Below are 15,402 nucleotides of genomic sequence, written 5' to 3'. Positions count from 1 at the left end.
GGACAAAGCAAAAGTTGCTGGAATGGCAGGATGAATTAGCTGTAAGGCCACGCATAAAAAAGGCGCCCCCATCCGGAGGCGCCCTGTAAAAAACTACGTTGCTACTATAGAAGGTAATTAAATGCCCATTTTCTTCGCGATCGCGGCGGGGATGGCTTTTTTATTCACCATGAAGCAGGTGGTCTTGTAGGCGAAATAGGGAACGGAAGCGTAAAAGTAGCCGCCGCAGCCGTTATTGGCGCCCCAGGAATTCTTCACGATGAAGTAGTTCTTGCCTTCCTGGTCTTTGGCCAGGCCGGTAATGTGCATACCGTGGTCGTCCTGCGTTTCGAAATTGTCGAAACCAAGTTGGCGGTTTTCCTGCGTGATGGTTTTTTCTTTCGCGGGCTTGGTAAACAGCGCCTGGCGCTCGGCGTCGGAATAGTCGGCCCACTCTTTTTCAGGTACGATGGCGAGGCCATCTTTGAAAGAAAATCCTTTTTCGCTCACATCGGCCGCCCATGCGAGGGTGTAACCGTTGAGGACGGCTTGCTCGGCGATCTGGGTGAACTCGTTCAGGGGAACGTTGTATACTTTTTCCCAGTTCCAGTTGTCGGGCACTTCCAGCACGAACTGTTCGTAGAACGGATGGTGGTTGAAGGAGGAAACGATCACGTAATCGTCGGCATTGAGGCCGAGCTCTTTGGCGAAGGTTTGCGGGGTATAGCTTTTGCCTTTGTACTGGAACTGTTCGGGCGTTGCGCCGATATAGGCGTCGAGCACGCCGGTGAAGGCTTTTTGCCAATTCGGGTTCACCGTTTTGGCGTCGCCGAGGGTTTTGACCATGCCTTCGAGGAGGCCCAGCATTTCTGCGTGGTTGTAGGTTTTGTCGCGGTTGCCGTCATATGCTTCCTGCGGTACGAGACCGAAATTTCTAAGGCAGAGCAGATCGTCGGGGAAACCGCCGCCTTCACCGAAGTTGGCTTTTCCGTGCATGCGCACGTAATTGGCGGCTTTGAGGGGATACATTTTGCGGACCACGAACATTTCGCTGAGGTTCAGGTCTTTGCCCTTACCGGTGCGGAGGAGTTCGGATTCGAAAAAGGAGAGGCCGGAAAAAGACCAGCAGGTGCCGGTTTGCCCCTGGTTTTGTACCGCGAAGGCATCCTGGCTTTTGAGGATGGTGAATTTGTATTCGCTGCCCGCTTTGTTGGTGAGCGGCATTGTTTGCGCCATGACGGAGGTGCCGGCGAGCATCGCCGCCCCCATCATCCAGTTCTTCATGCTCATGTTGATTGCAGATTTAGGCGACAAATGTAGGGGATCGGCGGGAAACGGCGCGCTGTGGTATGGATGAGCGGTCAGCCCCCGAGGTATTGCTCCCGGGAGATTTCCCAGCGCCAAAGTTCCCCGGCCTCCCGGCCGTTGATTTCCCCGGCGAAGCGAAGCCCCGATTTCTGCAATACTTTCACGGCGGCATTATATTCTTCTTCCGTATGCGCGATCACCTTCGACACATACGGATGGCTGAATGCAAAACGGATAAGGATCTCCGCCATTTCAGTGGCGTATCCCTGCTCGCGGTAAGGGCCGGAAACTTCGTACCCGATTTCCACCGCGCCATCCGCATCCGGCCGGCCCTTGAAACCCGCGGTGCCGATGAGGCGATTGTCGGCCTTGTGGATCGCCAGGTAAAAGAACCAACCCAGTAAGGAAGGATCGTTGCGTAACTTGTCGTAGGCCACCAATACCATTTCAGGGTATTCTGTCCATTGTTCCGGCACGTCTATTCCCAGGATCTGGGCTAATGCTTCATTCCCATGCAAAAGCGCTTCAAAATATTGCAACGTGCAGGGTAACAATTGTAACCTTGAGGTTTGGATCATAAGTGAAAACTAGTAAACGATTCGCTGAAATGCAAGGGGTGCGGCCTGCATGCAGGAGCAGGGCGACGTTGCTGTTTTTTGTTCACTGTAGCCGGTACGGAACGCCGTCCCGTACCGGCTTTGTATTAGTTAGGTCTGCTGATTTTTCGATATGGATCAATGCGCTTCGAGCCAGTTCCTGCCCGTCCCGATCTCGGCTTCGATCGGCACGCTGAGCGGCATGGCGTTGCGCATTCCTTCGATGATGAGCGGTTTAATGATGTCTACCTCGTCTTTATGCGCGTCAAACACCAACTCGTCATGTACCTGCAGGATCATCCGCGAGCGGAAATTATGTTCCCGGAAGGTTTTATGCAGCGAAATCATCGCCAGTTTGATGAGGTCTGCCGCCGTTCCCTGGATGGGCATGTTGATGGCGTTCCTTTCCGCGAAACCACGCACCACGGCGTTGGAGGAATTGATGTCTTTCAACCAGCGCTTCCTGCCCATGAGCGTTTGCACGTAACCGGTCTGCTGCGCGAATTTCACCTGGTCTTCCATATATTGACGGATGGACGGATATTGTGCGAAGTAATTGTCGATCAATGCTTTGGCTTCACTTCTCGGGATGCCCAGGTTCTCGCTGAGGCCGAAGGCGCTCTGGCCGTAAATGATGCCGAAGTTGACGCTTTTGGCATTCCGGCGCATGTCTGACGTTACGTCCGCCAGTTCCACGCCATAAACTTTGGCGGCTGTGGCAGTGTGGATATCCAGGTTGTTGCGGAATGCATCGCTCATGTTCTGATCGCCGCTGATGGCCGCGATGATGCGAAGTTCGATCTGCGAATAGTCGGCGGAAAGAAGGGTGAATTCTTCGCTGCGGGGCACGAACGCCTTGCGCACTTCGCGCCCTCTTTCCGTGCGGATGGGAATATTCTGCAGGTTGGGATTGTTGGAACTGAGGCGCCCCGTCACCGCCACCGCCTGGTTGTAGGAGGTATGCACCCGGTTGGTGCGCGGGTTGATCATCGTCGGCAGCGCGTCTACATAGGTAGATTTGAGCTTGCTCAATTCGCGGTAAACGAGGATATTCTCCACGATGGGATGCTTGGCGGAAAGTTTGGCCAGCACGTCTTCGCCGGTAGCGTATTGCCCCGTGCGGGTTTTTTTGGCTTTGGGATCGAGCTGGAGCTTTTCGAACAGCACTTCACCGAGCTGTTTGGGCGAACCGAGGTTGAAACGGACGCCGGCCTGCTGGAACACGCTTTCTTCCGCCTTGCGGATTTCGGTTTCCAGCTCGCGGGAATAATCGGCGAGGGCCTGTGTGTCGATCTTCACCCCTTCAAATTCCATATCAGTCAGCACCTGCACGAGCGGCGCCTCGATGTCGTAAAACACGTTGGCCACATTGCGTTCGCTTAACAGTGGCTCGAAACTGGATTTGAGCTGAAGGGTGATGTCGGCGTCTTCGGCAGCGTATTCCTTGATCTTTTCGATCTCGACATCGCGCATATTGCCCTGGTTCTTGCCTTTCTTGCCGATGAGCGTTTCAATGGAAACCGGCGCGTACTGCAGGTATTGGGCGCTGAGGAGGTCCATCGAGCGACGGCCCTCCGGCTCTATCAGGTAATGTGCGAGCATGGTGTCGAACAATTTCCCTTTCACTTCGATGCCGTACCATTTCAGGACGATCATATCGTATTTCGCGTTTTGCGCCACGAACTCCGCGTCTGTCCGTTCGAAAAGGGGGCGGAACGTTTCGAGGATCTGCAGCACTTCGTCCCGGGCAGGTGGCAGGGGAATGTACCAGCCTTCTGTCGGTTTCACGGAGAAGCTCATCCCCACGATGTCTACCGCATTTGCGTCGGTGCCGGTGGTTTCCGTGTCGAAGCTGATGAGGGGTTCTTTCATCAGCTGGGCTACCAGTGCGGCATGCTTTTCGGGCGTATCGGCGAGGTGGTAGGTATGCGGGGTGTTCTCGATATTTTTATCGGCGACGAGGCCCGGGCCTTCGATGGCTTCCGCTTGTTGGGCGAGGGCGCTTCCGGCCTGGGGAGCCTCGGTGGGATTGCCGAAGAGATCTTGTTGAACGGGCTTTCCGGGATCTCCGGCCAGGGCGTTGAACGAATCGCCGAGGATCGTTTTGCCGAGGCTTTTGAATTCCAGCTCGGAAAAGATTTCCGTGAGTTTTTCCTTGTTGATTTCCGTGCAGCAGAAATTTTCTTCATGGAAATCGACCGGTACATCGGTGATGATCGTCGCCAGTTTTTTGGACAGGATGGCGGAATCGGCGCCGGCGCGTACTTTTTCGCCGAGCTTTCCGGGAATTTTATCGGCGTTGGCGATAACGTTTTCGAGGGTGTTCCATTCGGAAAGCAGCTTGGTGGCGGTTTTTTCGCCCACACCAGGTATCCCCGGGATGTTGTCTACCGCATCGCCCATCAACCCCAGAATATCCACGACCTGGGCCACATCGTTGATGCCCCAGCGCTCGCAAACTTCCTTCGGCCCCATCACTTCTTCCTTGTTACCGAGCGCGGGCGGCTTCCAGATGAAAACATTGTCTTTTACGAGCTGGCCGTAATCCTTATCCGGTGTAACCATGTATACGGAATAGCCCTGGGCCGCGGCCTGCCAGGCAACGGTGCCGATGATATCGTCTGCCTCGTACCCGTCGAGCTCCAGCACGGGAATGTTGAATCCCTCGATGATCCGCTTGATGTCGGGCAGGGCCGCGAGGAGGTCTTCAGGCGCATCTTCGCGGTTGGCCTTGTAGTCGGCGAAATCAGTATGCCGCTCCGTAGGCGCATGCGTATCGAAAGCCACGGCGATGTGCGTGGGTTTTTCCTTGTTGAGGAGGTGGATTAACGTAGTGGTGAACCCGAACTGCGCGTTGGTGTTCTTTCCCTTGCTGGTAAGCCTCGGGTTCCGGATCAATGCGTAGTAGGCGCGGTAAATAAGCGCCATTGCGTCCAATAAGAAGAGTTTTTTGCTCATTCGTCAAAAGTAATCAATTCCCATAATTCCTAATTTTACGGGATGAAGAAGATTTATTACCTGTCGACCTGCAGTACCTGCGCCCGTATCCTCGAAGAAACGGCTGCGGTGGCGAAAGGTGCGGAATTGCAAGACATCAAGAAGGAAAAAATTACGCCGGAACAACTGGAAGAAATGCACGCACTGGCCGGCAGTTACGAATCGCTGTTCAGCCGCCGGTCGATGCTGTACAAGGCGCGCGGCCTTGCGGGAAAAGAACTGTCGGAAAATGATTACCGCGATCTCATCCTCGAAGAATATACTTTTCTGAAACGGCCGGTGGCGATCGTGAACGGTAAAATTTTTATCGGGAACGACGCAAAAACCGTGGCGGCGCTGAAAAGCGCGCTCTGATTTCGTTAATCGATCACAAATTATACATTTCCCTAAAGTGATTCTGCGAAGCGGCGGACGATTGATTTATATGCGTTCATGTCTTCCGGCCGGCCGAAAGAGCGGAAGGGGAATGTTTTTGCGTCGTTGAGCGCCTGCTGGAGCCGGAACCGGTGTTGCGGCACGCTGATGAAATAGCCTTCCTGCATGAGGTGTTTGCCCAGGTATTCCTGTTCGGACTGGCCGGGGGTGGGGATGAGGATGGCTTTTTTGTTCAGTTTGGCGAGGTCCATCAGGGTGGTGTACCCGGACCGGGATATGACGATGTCGCTGGCTTGCATGGCGGCGTTGAGGTCTGCCGCATTAAGGTGGCTGACTTGCGAAATCCCCGGTGCGGTGGTTTCTTCGCTGGCCTGGTCGGGTTTTCCGCTGACGATGAGGGCTTTGATGCCGGGTATCTGGCGGAGCTGTTCTTTCAGGATGGTTTCCAGCTGGGTGCGTTGCGGTTCCGGGCCGGAGATGAGGGCGAGCACGTCGTATTTCCGGGAAACGCCCGGCTGTGGCTCAAACCGGGAGAGGCAGCCCAGGTAAGTGGTGTTATTGGGCAGTTCCGCCGGGTGGGCGAGCACGCCGCTGAGGTTGTGCGCTCCGGGGAAGTCGGGCACCCAGCAGGCGGAGTATTTATTGATATACCGGTAATTGATGCGCTGGAGGATGCGTTCGGTAACGCCGCCGAAGGGCGTCTTGATCAGCAACTGGTGGGAGATGAAGACGCAGGGGATGTCTGGATGGTAAAGGCCGAACCGGTTGTCGGAGATGACGGCCGAAATGCCGTGCTCGGCAACGGTTTTGCGCAGCCAGGCCTGTTCGTGGCGGACGGCTTTCCAGATCTTGGGAACCTGGCGCAGGATTTTGACCCCGAAAAAGAGGCCTTTTTTACTATACGTGATGTGGTATCCGGGCAGGGGAAGGATGGTGATTTCCGGGAATTCCCGGGAGAGCAGTGCGGCGTGCTTTCCTTCGGCCGCAATAACTACCACGCAACCAGCGTTTAAGAGTTCACGAATCAGCGGAATGTCGCGCGTGGCATGGCCGAGGCCCCAATCGAGGGGTACCACCAGCACTTTTTTTGCACAGTGGGATTTGTGGACAAATATTTCAGAATTTATTGCGAAATTAGTTTAATTTAGAAATGATCATTGTTAAGAAAAGGTAAACTTCCCGCCCGACTGACTAGCAATTTTGACGAGCATTTTAATTTTGGATGATGAAACGGATTTCCTGGATTTTCATTTTCTTGACGATGGCCAGTTTAACGTGGCAAGGTTGCAGTGTGCTGAAGAAAAACGATTGCGGCTGCCCGCCGATGCAGAAGGGGCGGATGCGGCACTAGCGAATATCTCACCTATACCTTGAAGCACATCTTACCGTGTGCGCACGTTATTGAAAACATGGATGTCAACAACAGCGAAAACAATCAAACCTAATTAGCATGAAGCCTGTAGAGAGGGATTTACTCATTTTATTGCACGAAGACCGCTATAATGAGCAAGAGATCCAGCAGGAAGTGAAGCAGATCAGCGATATGCTATCACTGGTAGAAACGATGGATTTCCTGGCTGCCGCCACCGAAGTGGCGGATTGCAACAAGCATCGCGTTACCAGTAAACGCAAAGTGTTGGAGCGCGCGTTCTTCCGCAAGGAGCCGAAAGCATTTGAGTTCATTATCCACAAAAACTAAGGGCAAGTATCCAGCCCGCTATTCCGGAAAGGCCTTCCTTCCCCGGCCAGATCATCAACGTTCATCCCGTTGTTCAGTAGTAAGTGAATACGCAGAGAGTCAACTTCGAACCGGTCCGCAAAACTGTCTCCGGTAACTATTTCCACCTCATCATTTCATTTCCCGGACCACCTTACCGGTGGCTCCCCGTCCTGCCCATGCCGTTCATGAACTGAACAGCGCCGCCGCACGATTTGTAAAATTCTTGTTGTAGGTTTGCGCACAAATAATATCCGTTGTGATGATAGACTTTTCGCACCTGCAAGATTACCTGTCGCCCGTTTCCAAAGCGGAACTGAACGAAGATGAAGAATATGACGACCTCCAGGTCGGGAACATCATCGACAGCTACGAACAAGGCCACCTCCCCAACCTCGACGCCGCCGATGTCATTTTCCTTGGCGCCGGCGACGAACGGGGCAACGGACGGAGCAACTCCGCCACTCCCGCACCCGACATTATCCGAAAAGAATTCTACCGCCTCTTCCTCTGGCACCGCGATCTCCGCATCGCCGACGCCGGAAACCTCCTCCCCGGGCGCTCCCAGGCCGATGCCTACGCCGCCCTCAAAACCGTGCTCACCGAACTGATAGACGCCGGCAAAACCATCGTCATCCTCGGCGGCAGCCACGATCTCACCTACGCGCAATACCAGGCCTACGCCTGCAAAAAATATATTATCGAAGTCAGCGTAGCCGATGCCCTCATCGACCTGCAGGAATCTTCGCCCATGAAATCGCAGCGCTTCCTGCTCGATATGTTCATGGAACAGCCCAACTACATCCGCCACTACAACCACATCGGCTTCCAGAGCTATTTCGTTCAGCCACGCATGCTCGAAACGCTCGACAAGCTCCGGTTCGATTGCTACCGCCTCGGCAAAGTGCGCGAAAATATCGAAGAGATCGAGCCCGTGCTGCGGAACACAGACCTGTTCTCGGTAGACGTCTGCATGATCAAACATACCGACGCACCGTCGCACTCCCTGTCTCCCAACGGCTTCACCGGCGAAGAGGCGTGTGCCCTTTCCCGTTATGCCGGCATGAGCAACAACCTTTCCACCTACGGTATTTACGGATACGATCCTACCCGCGACCGCGACAATCTCACGGCCAAGCAGATCTCGCAGATGCTCTGGTATTTCCTCGACGGTCGGCATGTCCGCAACAAGGAAGCCCAGCTCAACGAGCGCGAAGCTTTCCTGGAGTTCCACATCGCCGGGGCCGATATCAGCACCGTGTTTTTGAAAAGCAAGAAAACCGGCCGCTGGTGGATGCAACTGCCCGACAAGAATTTCGTGCCCTGCGCCTATTCGGATTACCTCATGGCCAGCAACAACGAGCTGCCCGAGCGTTGGCTCCGTAGCCAGGAACGCCTGTAATTCCTTATTTTTAGGGTAACGTTCAAGCAAATCATGTGACGCATCCCCGCAGAGCCAGGCTCGCCCGCATCAATATCATCCAGAATGCGCAAGACGCCACCCTTATCGCTATCGGCGTATTGCTGGCCGCCATCGGCCTGAAAGCCTTTTTGCTGCCCAACGGGTTCCTCGATGGCGGCGTAACGGGTATTTCCCTGCTGGTAAACCGTCTTTCCGGATGGTCGATCTCCGTTTTGCTGATCGTCATCAACGCGCCTTTCATCGTGCTGGCCTACAAACAACTGTCGCGCCTCTTCACGCTGAAAACCATCGCGGCCATCGTAGGGCTCGCCACGGCGCTGGCGCTCATCAAAGTTCCGGTACTGACGCAGGATAAATTACTGATCGCCATTTTCGGAGGGTTCTTCCTCGGCGCCGGCATCGGCATGTCTATCCGCGGCGGCGCCGTGCTCGATGGCACCGAAGTGCTCGCCCTGTGGATTTCCCGGAAAACCGTACTGTCGATCGGCGAAGTGATCATGTATTTCAACGTCCTCATCTTCGGGGTGGCCGCCGTGCTCATCAACGTGGAAACCGCGCTGTATGCCATGCTCACTTATCTGTCTGCCTCGAAAACAGTGGATTTCGTGATCCAGGGTTTTGAGGAATACATCGCCCTGACCGTCATTTCCCCCAGAGCGGATTTGATACGTAAGACGTTGACACTCAAGCTGAAAAAAGGCGTGACGGTTTTTAAAGGGAAAAGCGGGTACGGAAAAAGGGGAGAAGTGGACAATGAGATCGAGATCATTTATACCGTTGTGACCCGCCTGGAAGTGCATAAGGTCATCGATGAGATTGAAAAGATCGACGAAAAAGCGTTTATTGTGCAACATAATATCAACGACACCCGCGGCGGCATGATCAAGCGCCGGGCGGGTGCACATTAAACGCGAAATATTCCACGCATGAAAAAGTCATTCATCGCCGCCATGCTTACCATCGCCGCCATCAACGCCACCGCGCAGGAACGCATCAACCTGTACCCGGACCATCCGGAATGGAAGATCCTGGGCGGAAAGGAAATCAACGACGTTCCCCACATCGAATATTACCCCGCTCCGGGCGACAAGAAGAACGGCGCCGCCGTGCTGGTCTGCCCCGGCGGAGGCTATTCCAACCTGGCCCTGGGCCACGAAGGGAAAGACGTAGCCGAATTCTTCAACGCCAACGGTTTCGACGCCATCGTGCTGCATTACCGGCTGAACGGCGGCCCGCAGCCCGGGTCTACTTTTCCGGCGCAGTACAACGACGTGACGCTGGCGATGCGCATCGTAAAAAGCAAAGCCAAATCCTGGGGCTTCGATCCCGAAAAGGTAGGCGTGCTGGGCTTTTCGGCAGGAGGGCACCTGGCTTCGATGCTCACTACGATGCACATCGCGCCCGATCCGCAGGGGAAAGCAGCGCACGAGCGGTTCAGCTCGCGGCCCGCGTTTTCCGTGCTCGTGTACCCGGTGATCTCGCTCAGCGAAAGCTTCCGGCATGCGGGATCCGCCAATAATTTACTGGGCGCGGGCGCGCCGAAGGAAAAACAGGATTCGCTGTCCACCCAAAACCGCGTAACCGCAGAAACCCCGCCCACCATGCTCATCCACGCCAGCGACGATAAAGGCGTGCCGGTGGAAAACAGCCTCGTTTTCTACAAAGCGCTGCTGCAGCACAACATTCCCGCTACCATGCATATTTACGACCATGGCGGCCATGGGTTCGGGATGGCCCCGAAAGACCCGGTGCTCAACACCTGGCCCGGCCTCGTGGTGAACTGGATCAACGGGATGCTCTTCAAAAAATAACCTTCATGTCAATATAGAAAAGCCCTCACAGCCTGGCTGTGAGGGCTTTTTGATGCGCACAAAAAATCCCGGCCTGCCGAAGCAAACCGGGACGTTATAAACCAATTCACTAAAGATCACAGGAAATTGTCCGCATCGCGGTACGCTTTGATCAGCGCGGCTTCCCCTTCCTTGCCGGGTTTGGCGTTGCCGTGCTCCATGCCCATCACTCCTTTGTAGCCTTTTTCGTGGAGGTGCTTGAACACGTTGCGGTAGTTGATTTCTCCGGTGCCGGGCTCGTTGCGGCCGGGGTTGTCCCCGATCTGCACATAAGCGATCTCGCTCCAGCAATGGTTGATCATATTGATGAGATTGCCTTCGTTTTTCTGCATGTGGTAGATATCGAAGAGGATTTTGCAGGACGGGCTGTTTACCGCGCGGCAGATCTCGTACGTTTGATCGGAGGTGCGGAGGAAAAGCTCGGGCGTATCGCTCAGAGGCTCGAGCACCATGGTGAGACCGCCTTTTTCGAGGATTTCGGAACCGGCGCGAAGCGCGTCGATCACATTGCCGGTTTGAACGCCGATGGGCGTACGGCGCTCGAAGAAGCCCGGAACTACGGTGGCCCATTTGGCGTTGACGCGCTTGGCGAGCTCTACGGAGCGTTCGCAGGCTTTGAGGAATACGTCGAGATGTTCTTTTTTACCGGTGGTGAGCGAAACTTTCCAGTTTTCGCCGCCGTCGATCACGAACACGCCCATGCGCATGTTGAGCTTGGCGAGGAGGTCGCCGATCTTGTTTTGCTGGGCGGTGTCGCGGCCGAGCATGCCGTTGTCTTCGATAGACCTGAAACCCTGGTCGTGCATGAACCGGATCTGATCGAGGAAATCTTCGCCGCCGGAGTTTTTGAACATCCCCTGGTGCGGTGCGTAATCGAGATTGAAAGTTTTACCCGCGGCGGCGGTGTTGTCTTTCTCGGCCCCTTTGGCGGAGCCCGCCAGCGCGGTGGCGCCTCCGAAGGTCAGGGCGGAGATGCCGGCGAGGGTCGACTGTTGTAAAAAGCTTCTTCTTTCCATAGCGTGTATTTTAAAATGACTTAGCGAAGGCGAAATTTATAGCTTTTAATAAGGAAATCCGCATGTATTGAATAAAAAATAGATGAACGGGGATTTCATTCGATTTCATGCAACGCTTATCTTTATTTTTTGACGTTCATAAAATAAAAATTGCATTCCCGCCCCTAAATCGATAAATTCACACGCTTTTATTGTAATCCAACTAGATGAAAAGGACAACCGCGTTATTCCTGATCGGAGGCATCTGCTCTGCCGCCGTTCATGCACAAACTACACCTTTCGAGGCCTACGATCAGAAAATCGAGGGCAGCGACGTTACCATCCGCATGGTGCCGGTGAAAGCCGGAGAATTCCTCCTTGGAAGCCCCGCTTCCGAAAAAGGCCGTGGCGCAGACGAAGGGCCGCAGAAGAAAGTGAAAGTAGATGCTTTCTGGATGGGCGCTTATGAAGTGACGTTCGACCAGTACGACCTCTATGCAGATAAAGACAAGGACAAGGCCCCGCTGCCCGATGGCATGACCCGGCCCAGCCCGCCCTACATCGACCTGACCCTCGGTATGGGCAAATCCGGTGGTTTCCCTGCCAATAGTATGAGCCAATACGGCGCGCTGATGTATTGCCGCTGGCTGTATAATAAGACCGGCGTTTTCTTCCGCCTGCCCACCGAGGCAGAATGGGAATATGCCTGCCGCGCGGGTTCCAAAACCGCTTATCCTTTCGGCGCCGATGCGTCGAAATTGAAGGAATACGCATGGACGGCCAGCAATTCCGAAGATAAATACCACAAGGTAGGTGAGCTGAAACCCAATGCCTGGGGGCTTTACGACATGCTCGGCAATGTGGGTGAGTGGACGATGGACCAGTACGAACCGGAGGCTTACAAAACCGTTGACGCTGCCAATCCCTGGCTGAAACCGACAGACAAAACCCCGCGTACCGTACGCGGTGGTAACTATATGGACGCCCCCGCCGCAACGCGCAGCGCCGCCCGCCTCATGTCAGACATCGCGTGGAACGACCGCGACCCGCAGATCCCGAAAAGCAAATGGTGGAACGCCGATGCGCCTTTCGTAGGGTTCCGCATCGTGCGCCCCGTTCAGCAGCCGACCAAAGAAGAAGCGGAGAAATTCTTCGCCGATATGATCGACCAGTTCGTAGGCGCGCGCTGATCCGTCAAATCTCTGTCACCACATGGATTTTCGCAGGATAATCCGTACTTTATAAGGCTATTGTCTATTTCATTATACTTTTTCACCAACGGCGCCAGCAAGCGTCCGGTAAATTACCAAACATGGAAAAGGAAACACGCTCTTCATTCCACGATCAAACTCGCAGAGACTTCGTAAAGAAATCCTCTATCCTCGCAGGCGCCGCCATGGCCGCGCCTTACCTGTCGCAAGCAGCACAGACCAATTATTTCTCTGGCTCCGCCGGTGTCATCAAAATAGCCCTGATCGGCTGTGGTGGCCGCGGAACGGGCGCCGCAGTGCAGGCGCTCAGCACTAAACAGAACGTTCAGCTCGTTGCCATGGCCGACGCTTTCCGCGACCGGCTCGATGGTAGCTACAACGAAATCGTGGAGTCCATGAAAAAAACGCCCGAGCGCGTTAAAGTGGCCGAAGCCGATAAATTCGTTGGGTTCGACGGATACAAACAAGCCATCGCCAAGGCGGATGTGGTAATCCTCACCACGCCTCCCGGCTTCCGCCCCATCCACTTCGAAGAAGCCATCGCGCAGGGTAAGCACGTGTTCATGGAAAAACCCGTGGCCACAGACCCCGCCGGCATCGCCAAAGTGCTCGAAACCGCGGAAAAGGCGAAAGCCAAAAAACTCAACGTGGTAGTGGGCCTCCAACGCCACTACATGACCTCTTACCGCGAATTGTACAAACGCCTGAAAGACGGTATGATCGGAGACATCACCTCCATCCAGGTGTGGTGGAACCAGGGCGCCCTCTGGGTGCGCGAGCGCAAGCCCGAATACACGGAAATGGAATACCAGATGCGTAACTGGTACTATTTCAACTGGCTCTGCGGCGATCATATCGTAGAACAACATATCCACAATATCGACGTGGGCAACTGGTTCATGGGTAAAACGCCCGTAAACGCCGTAGGTATGGGTGGCCGCGCCATCCGCACCGGTCCGGAAGCAGGGGAAATCTTCGACCACCACTTCGTGGAATACCGGTACGACAATGGCGTTGTCATGAACGCCCAATGCCGCCACTGGAAAGATTCCGTGAGCAAGGTAGACGAAGAGATCGTGGGCACCAAGGGCCGCATCTTCTGCGACCGTGGCCAGATCGTTGACCATAAAGGCAAAACGCTCTACCAGTTCGATCGTAAAATGCACAACCGTCCGTACCAGGCCGAACACGATGAGCTGTTCGAAGCCATCGCCGCCGGCCAGTTCAAATACCAGGATGCACAACGCGGTGCAGAAGCTACGCTTTCCGCCATCATCGGCCGTATGGCCACCTATTCCGGTCAGCTGATCGAGTGGGACAAGGCGCTGAAATCCGGCATCAACCTGCAACCCGCGAAATATGCGTTCGACGCGCCGCCGCCGGTACTCCCGGATGCAAGCGGCCACTACGCATACGCGAAGCCCGGCATCACCCGCTATTTCTCCTGATCACGCAAGTGAAAAGGCTGCGATATCTGAAAGGCGTACCCATATCGGGTGCGCCTTTTTCTTTTGCGGTCCGCAGGTAAATGGGGAATGCAAATAACGGTTCCGGTTACGGAAACTGTCCATCCATGGAAAGCGATCCTTCTTCAAATTGATTATATTCAGGACATGAAATCGTACCTCACGGGAGCCATCGCCCTGTTGCTGAGCCTCGGCGCAGCGGCGCAACCGAAGAACCTGCGCGCCTGGGCACAGGAAGATATTTTGCTGACGAAAGAGCTGAAAAGCGCGCATGTGGGCATCAGCATTTACGATCCGGCCACGAAGAAATACTGGCTGCAATACCAGGACGATAAATTTTTCGTGCCCGCGTCGAACACGAAGATCTTCACGCTGTTCGCGGGTTTGCAGTTGCTGGGGGATTCGTTGCCGGGGATGCGGTTCGTGGAAAACGATACGGCGCTGTACGTCCAGGGAACGGGCGACCCTTCATTCCTCCATCCCGATTTTACCGCCCAGCGCGTGCTGGACATGCTGTCCCAAACCGGGAAAAACATCTGGCTGCAACCTGCCGTCATCAAGAATAAACGTTTCGGGCCGGGATGGGGCTGGAGCGATTATGCGGATTATTATCAGCCCGAGCTTAACGAATGGCCCATGTACGGCAACGTTGCCCGCATCCGGATGAAAGGCGCCAGTTATTCCATGACGCCCGAATTCCCCACTGAGCTAGTATACGAACGCCCGCCGGCAGAAGCACTGGCCGACCGCGAAGAGCGCGAGAATCTCTTCACGCTGCACATCCGGTCGGATGTGCACGCGGAGCAGACTTTCGAAGTGCCTTTCATCACCGGGAATATTTCCCAATTGGCCCGCCGCCTGCAAGACACGATCCGCAAACCCGTCCGCATCATGGCCACCACGGCGCCTTTGAACGGAACGGTCTTGAAATCCATCCCCACAGATACCCTTTTCCAACCCATGATGCACCGCAGCGATAACTTCTTCGCGGAGCAAATCCTCATGATGGCATCTTCCCTCAAATACGATGCGATCGATTCCCGGAAACTGATCGGTTATTTGCTGGACACATTGCTGAACGATCTTCCGCATCCGCCGAACTGGGTGGATGGTTCGGGCCTGTCGCGCTACAATCTTTTCACGCCCCGCGACTTCGTTACCGTGCTCGAAAAAATGTATAAAAACCATTCGAAGGAACGGCTCTTTCCGCTGTTTCCCGCCGGTGGAAAAGGCACGCTGAAAAATTACTACCAGGCGCTGCCCAACCGGCTCTATGCCAAAACCGGCACGCTCAGCGGCGTGGTTGCGCTCAGCGGATATCTGATCACCAAATCGGGTAAAACGCTCATTTTCAGCGTGCTTGTCAATAACCACAACGCAAACTCTTCGGCTACGGTGCGCCGCGCGGTGGAAAAATTCCTCGTGCGCACGGCCAACGCGGGCTGACGTACTTCCTGCAAATAAAAATCCCGGCAAACGTTACGC

General features: G+C 54.8%; 13 protein-coding genes. 8 read left to right on the top strand and 5 right to left on the bottom strand.

Going from position 1 to position 15,402, the window contains the following annotated elements:
- Window positions 1-117 precede the first annotated feature (117 nt).
- The 3 genes from WJU22_RS04365 to polA form a co-directional block, all read right to left on the bottom strand.
- Window positions 118-1,269 (bottom strand): aminopeptidase C, encoded by a 1,152-nt coding sequence (locus tag WJU22_RS04365; RefSeq protein ID WP_341842045.1) that lies wholly within the window; start codon window positions 1,267-1,269, stop codon window positions 118-120.
- Between the two features lie 71 nt (window positions 1,270-1,340).
- On the bottom strand, window positions 1,341-1,805 hold the full coding sequence (locus WJU22_RS04360) for a GNAT family N-acetyltransferase (RefSeq protein WP_341842044.1): 465 nt from the start codon (window positions 1,803-1,805) through the stop codon (window positions 1,341-1,343).
- Window positions 1,806-2,021: 216 nt separating this feature from the next.
- Entirely contained in the window at window positions 2,022-4,841 is a 2,820-nt protein-coding gene (gene polA / locus WJU22_RS04355; RefSeq protein WP_341842043.1) for a DNA polymerase I, read from the bottom strand.
- A 42-nt stretch (window positions 4,842-4,883) separates the two neighbouring features.
- Between polA and WJU22_RS04350 the strand changes: the two genes are divergently transcribed.
- Window positions 4,884-5,234, top strand: a complete 351-nt coding sequence (locus tag WJU22_RS04350; RefSeq protein WP_341842042.1) for an arsenate reductase family protein — start codon at window positions 4,884-4,886, stop codon at window positions 5,232-5,234.
- 32 nt (window positions 5,235-5,266) lie between these two features.
- Here the strand turns inward: WJU22_RS04350 and WJU22_RS04345 are convergent, their stop codons facing one another.
- Complete coding sequence (locus WJU22_RS04345) at window positions 5,267-6,337, bottom strand: glycosyltransferase (protein ID WP_341842041.1); 1,071 nt, start codon at window positions 6,335-6,337, stop codon at window positions 5,267-5,269.
- Window positions 6,338-6,705: 368 nt separating this feature from the next.
- Between WJU22_RS04345 and WJU22_RS04340 the strand changes: the two genes are divergently transcribed.
- The 4 genes from WJU22_RS04340 (at window position 6,706) to WJU22_RS04325 (ending at window position 10,206) form a co-directional block, all read left to right on the top strand.
- Window positions 6,706-6,954, top strand: coding sequence for a hypothetical protein (locus WJU22_RS04340; RefSeq protein ID WP_126248486.1), 249 nt, complete (start codon window positions 6,706-6,708; stop codon window positions 6,952-6,954).
- 280 nt (window positions 6,955-7,234) lie between these two features.
- Window positions 7,235-8,374, top strand: coding sequence for a formimidoylglutamase (locus WJU22_RS04335; protein WP_341842040.1), 1,140 nt, complete (start codon window positions 7,235-7,237; stop codon window positions 8,372-8,374).
- A gap of 35 nt (window positions 8,375-8,409) precedes the next feature.
- Complete coding sequence (locus WJU22_RS04330) at window positions 8,410-9,303, top strand: YitT family protein (protein ID WP_341842039.1); 894 nt, start codon at window positions 8,410-8,412, stop codon at window positions 9,301-9,303.
- A gap of 18 nt (window positions 9,304-9,321) precedes the next feature.
- Complete coding sequence (locus tag WJU22_RS04325; protein WP_341842038.1) at window positions 9,322-10,206, top strand: alpha/beta hydrolase; 885 nt, start codon at window positions 9,322-9,324, stop codon at window positions 10,204-10,206.
- Between the two features lie 116 nt (window positions 10,207-10,322).
- Here the strand turns inward: WJU22_RS04325 and WJU22_RS04320 are convergent, their stop codons facing one another.
- Window positions 10,323-11,261: a hydroxypyruvate isomerase family protein gene (locus WJU22_RS04320; RefSeq protein ID WP_341842037.1), complete on the bottom strand. Its 939-nt coding sequence runs from the start codon at window positions 11,259-11,261 to the stop codon at window positions 10,323-10,325.
- 206 nt (window positions 11,262-11,467) lie between these two features.
- Here WJU22_RS04320 and WJU22_RS04315 point away from each other — a divergent pair, with 206 nt between their 5' ends.
- From WJU22_RS04315 to WJU22_RS04305, 3 genes are all read left to right on the top strand, one after another.
- Complete coding sequence (locus WJU22_RS04315) at window positions 11,468-12,430, top strand: formylglycine-generating enzyme family protein (protein ID WP_341842036.1); 963 nt, start codon at window positions 11,468-11,470, stop codon at window positions 12,428-12,430.
- Window positions 12,431-12,552: 122 nt separating this feature from the next.
- The gene (locus WJU22_RS04310; protein WP_341842035.1) at window positions 12,553-13,899 is read left to right on the top strand and encodes a Gfo/Idh/MocA family oxidoreductase; all 1,347 of its coding nucleotides are present in this window, start codon (window positions 12,553-12,555) and stop codon (window positions 13,897-13,899) included.
- Window positions 13,900-14,064: 165 nt separating this feature from the next.
- Window positions 14,065-15,363: a D-alanyl-D-alanine carboxypeptidase/D-alanyl-D-alanine-endopeptidase gene (locus tag WJU22_RS04305; protein WP_341842034.1), complete on the top strand. Its 1,299-nt coding sequence runs from the start codon at window positions 14,065-14,067 to the stop codon at window positions 15,361-15,363.
- Window positions 15,364-15,402 lie beyond the last annotated feature (39 nt).

Origin of the sequence: Chitinophaga caseinilytica (genome assembly GCF_038396765.1) — a bacterium.
In the GTDB taxonomy this organism is placed as follows: Bacteria; Bacteroidota; Bacteroidia; order Chitinophagales; family Chitinophagaceae; genus Chitinophaga; species Chitinophaga caseinilytica.
The sequence above is the reverse complement of the archived record's forward strand: the minus strand, read 5'-3'. Positions and strand labels throughout refer to the sequence as shown.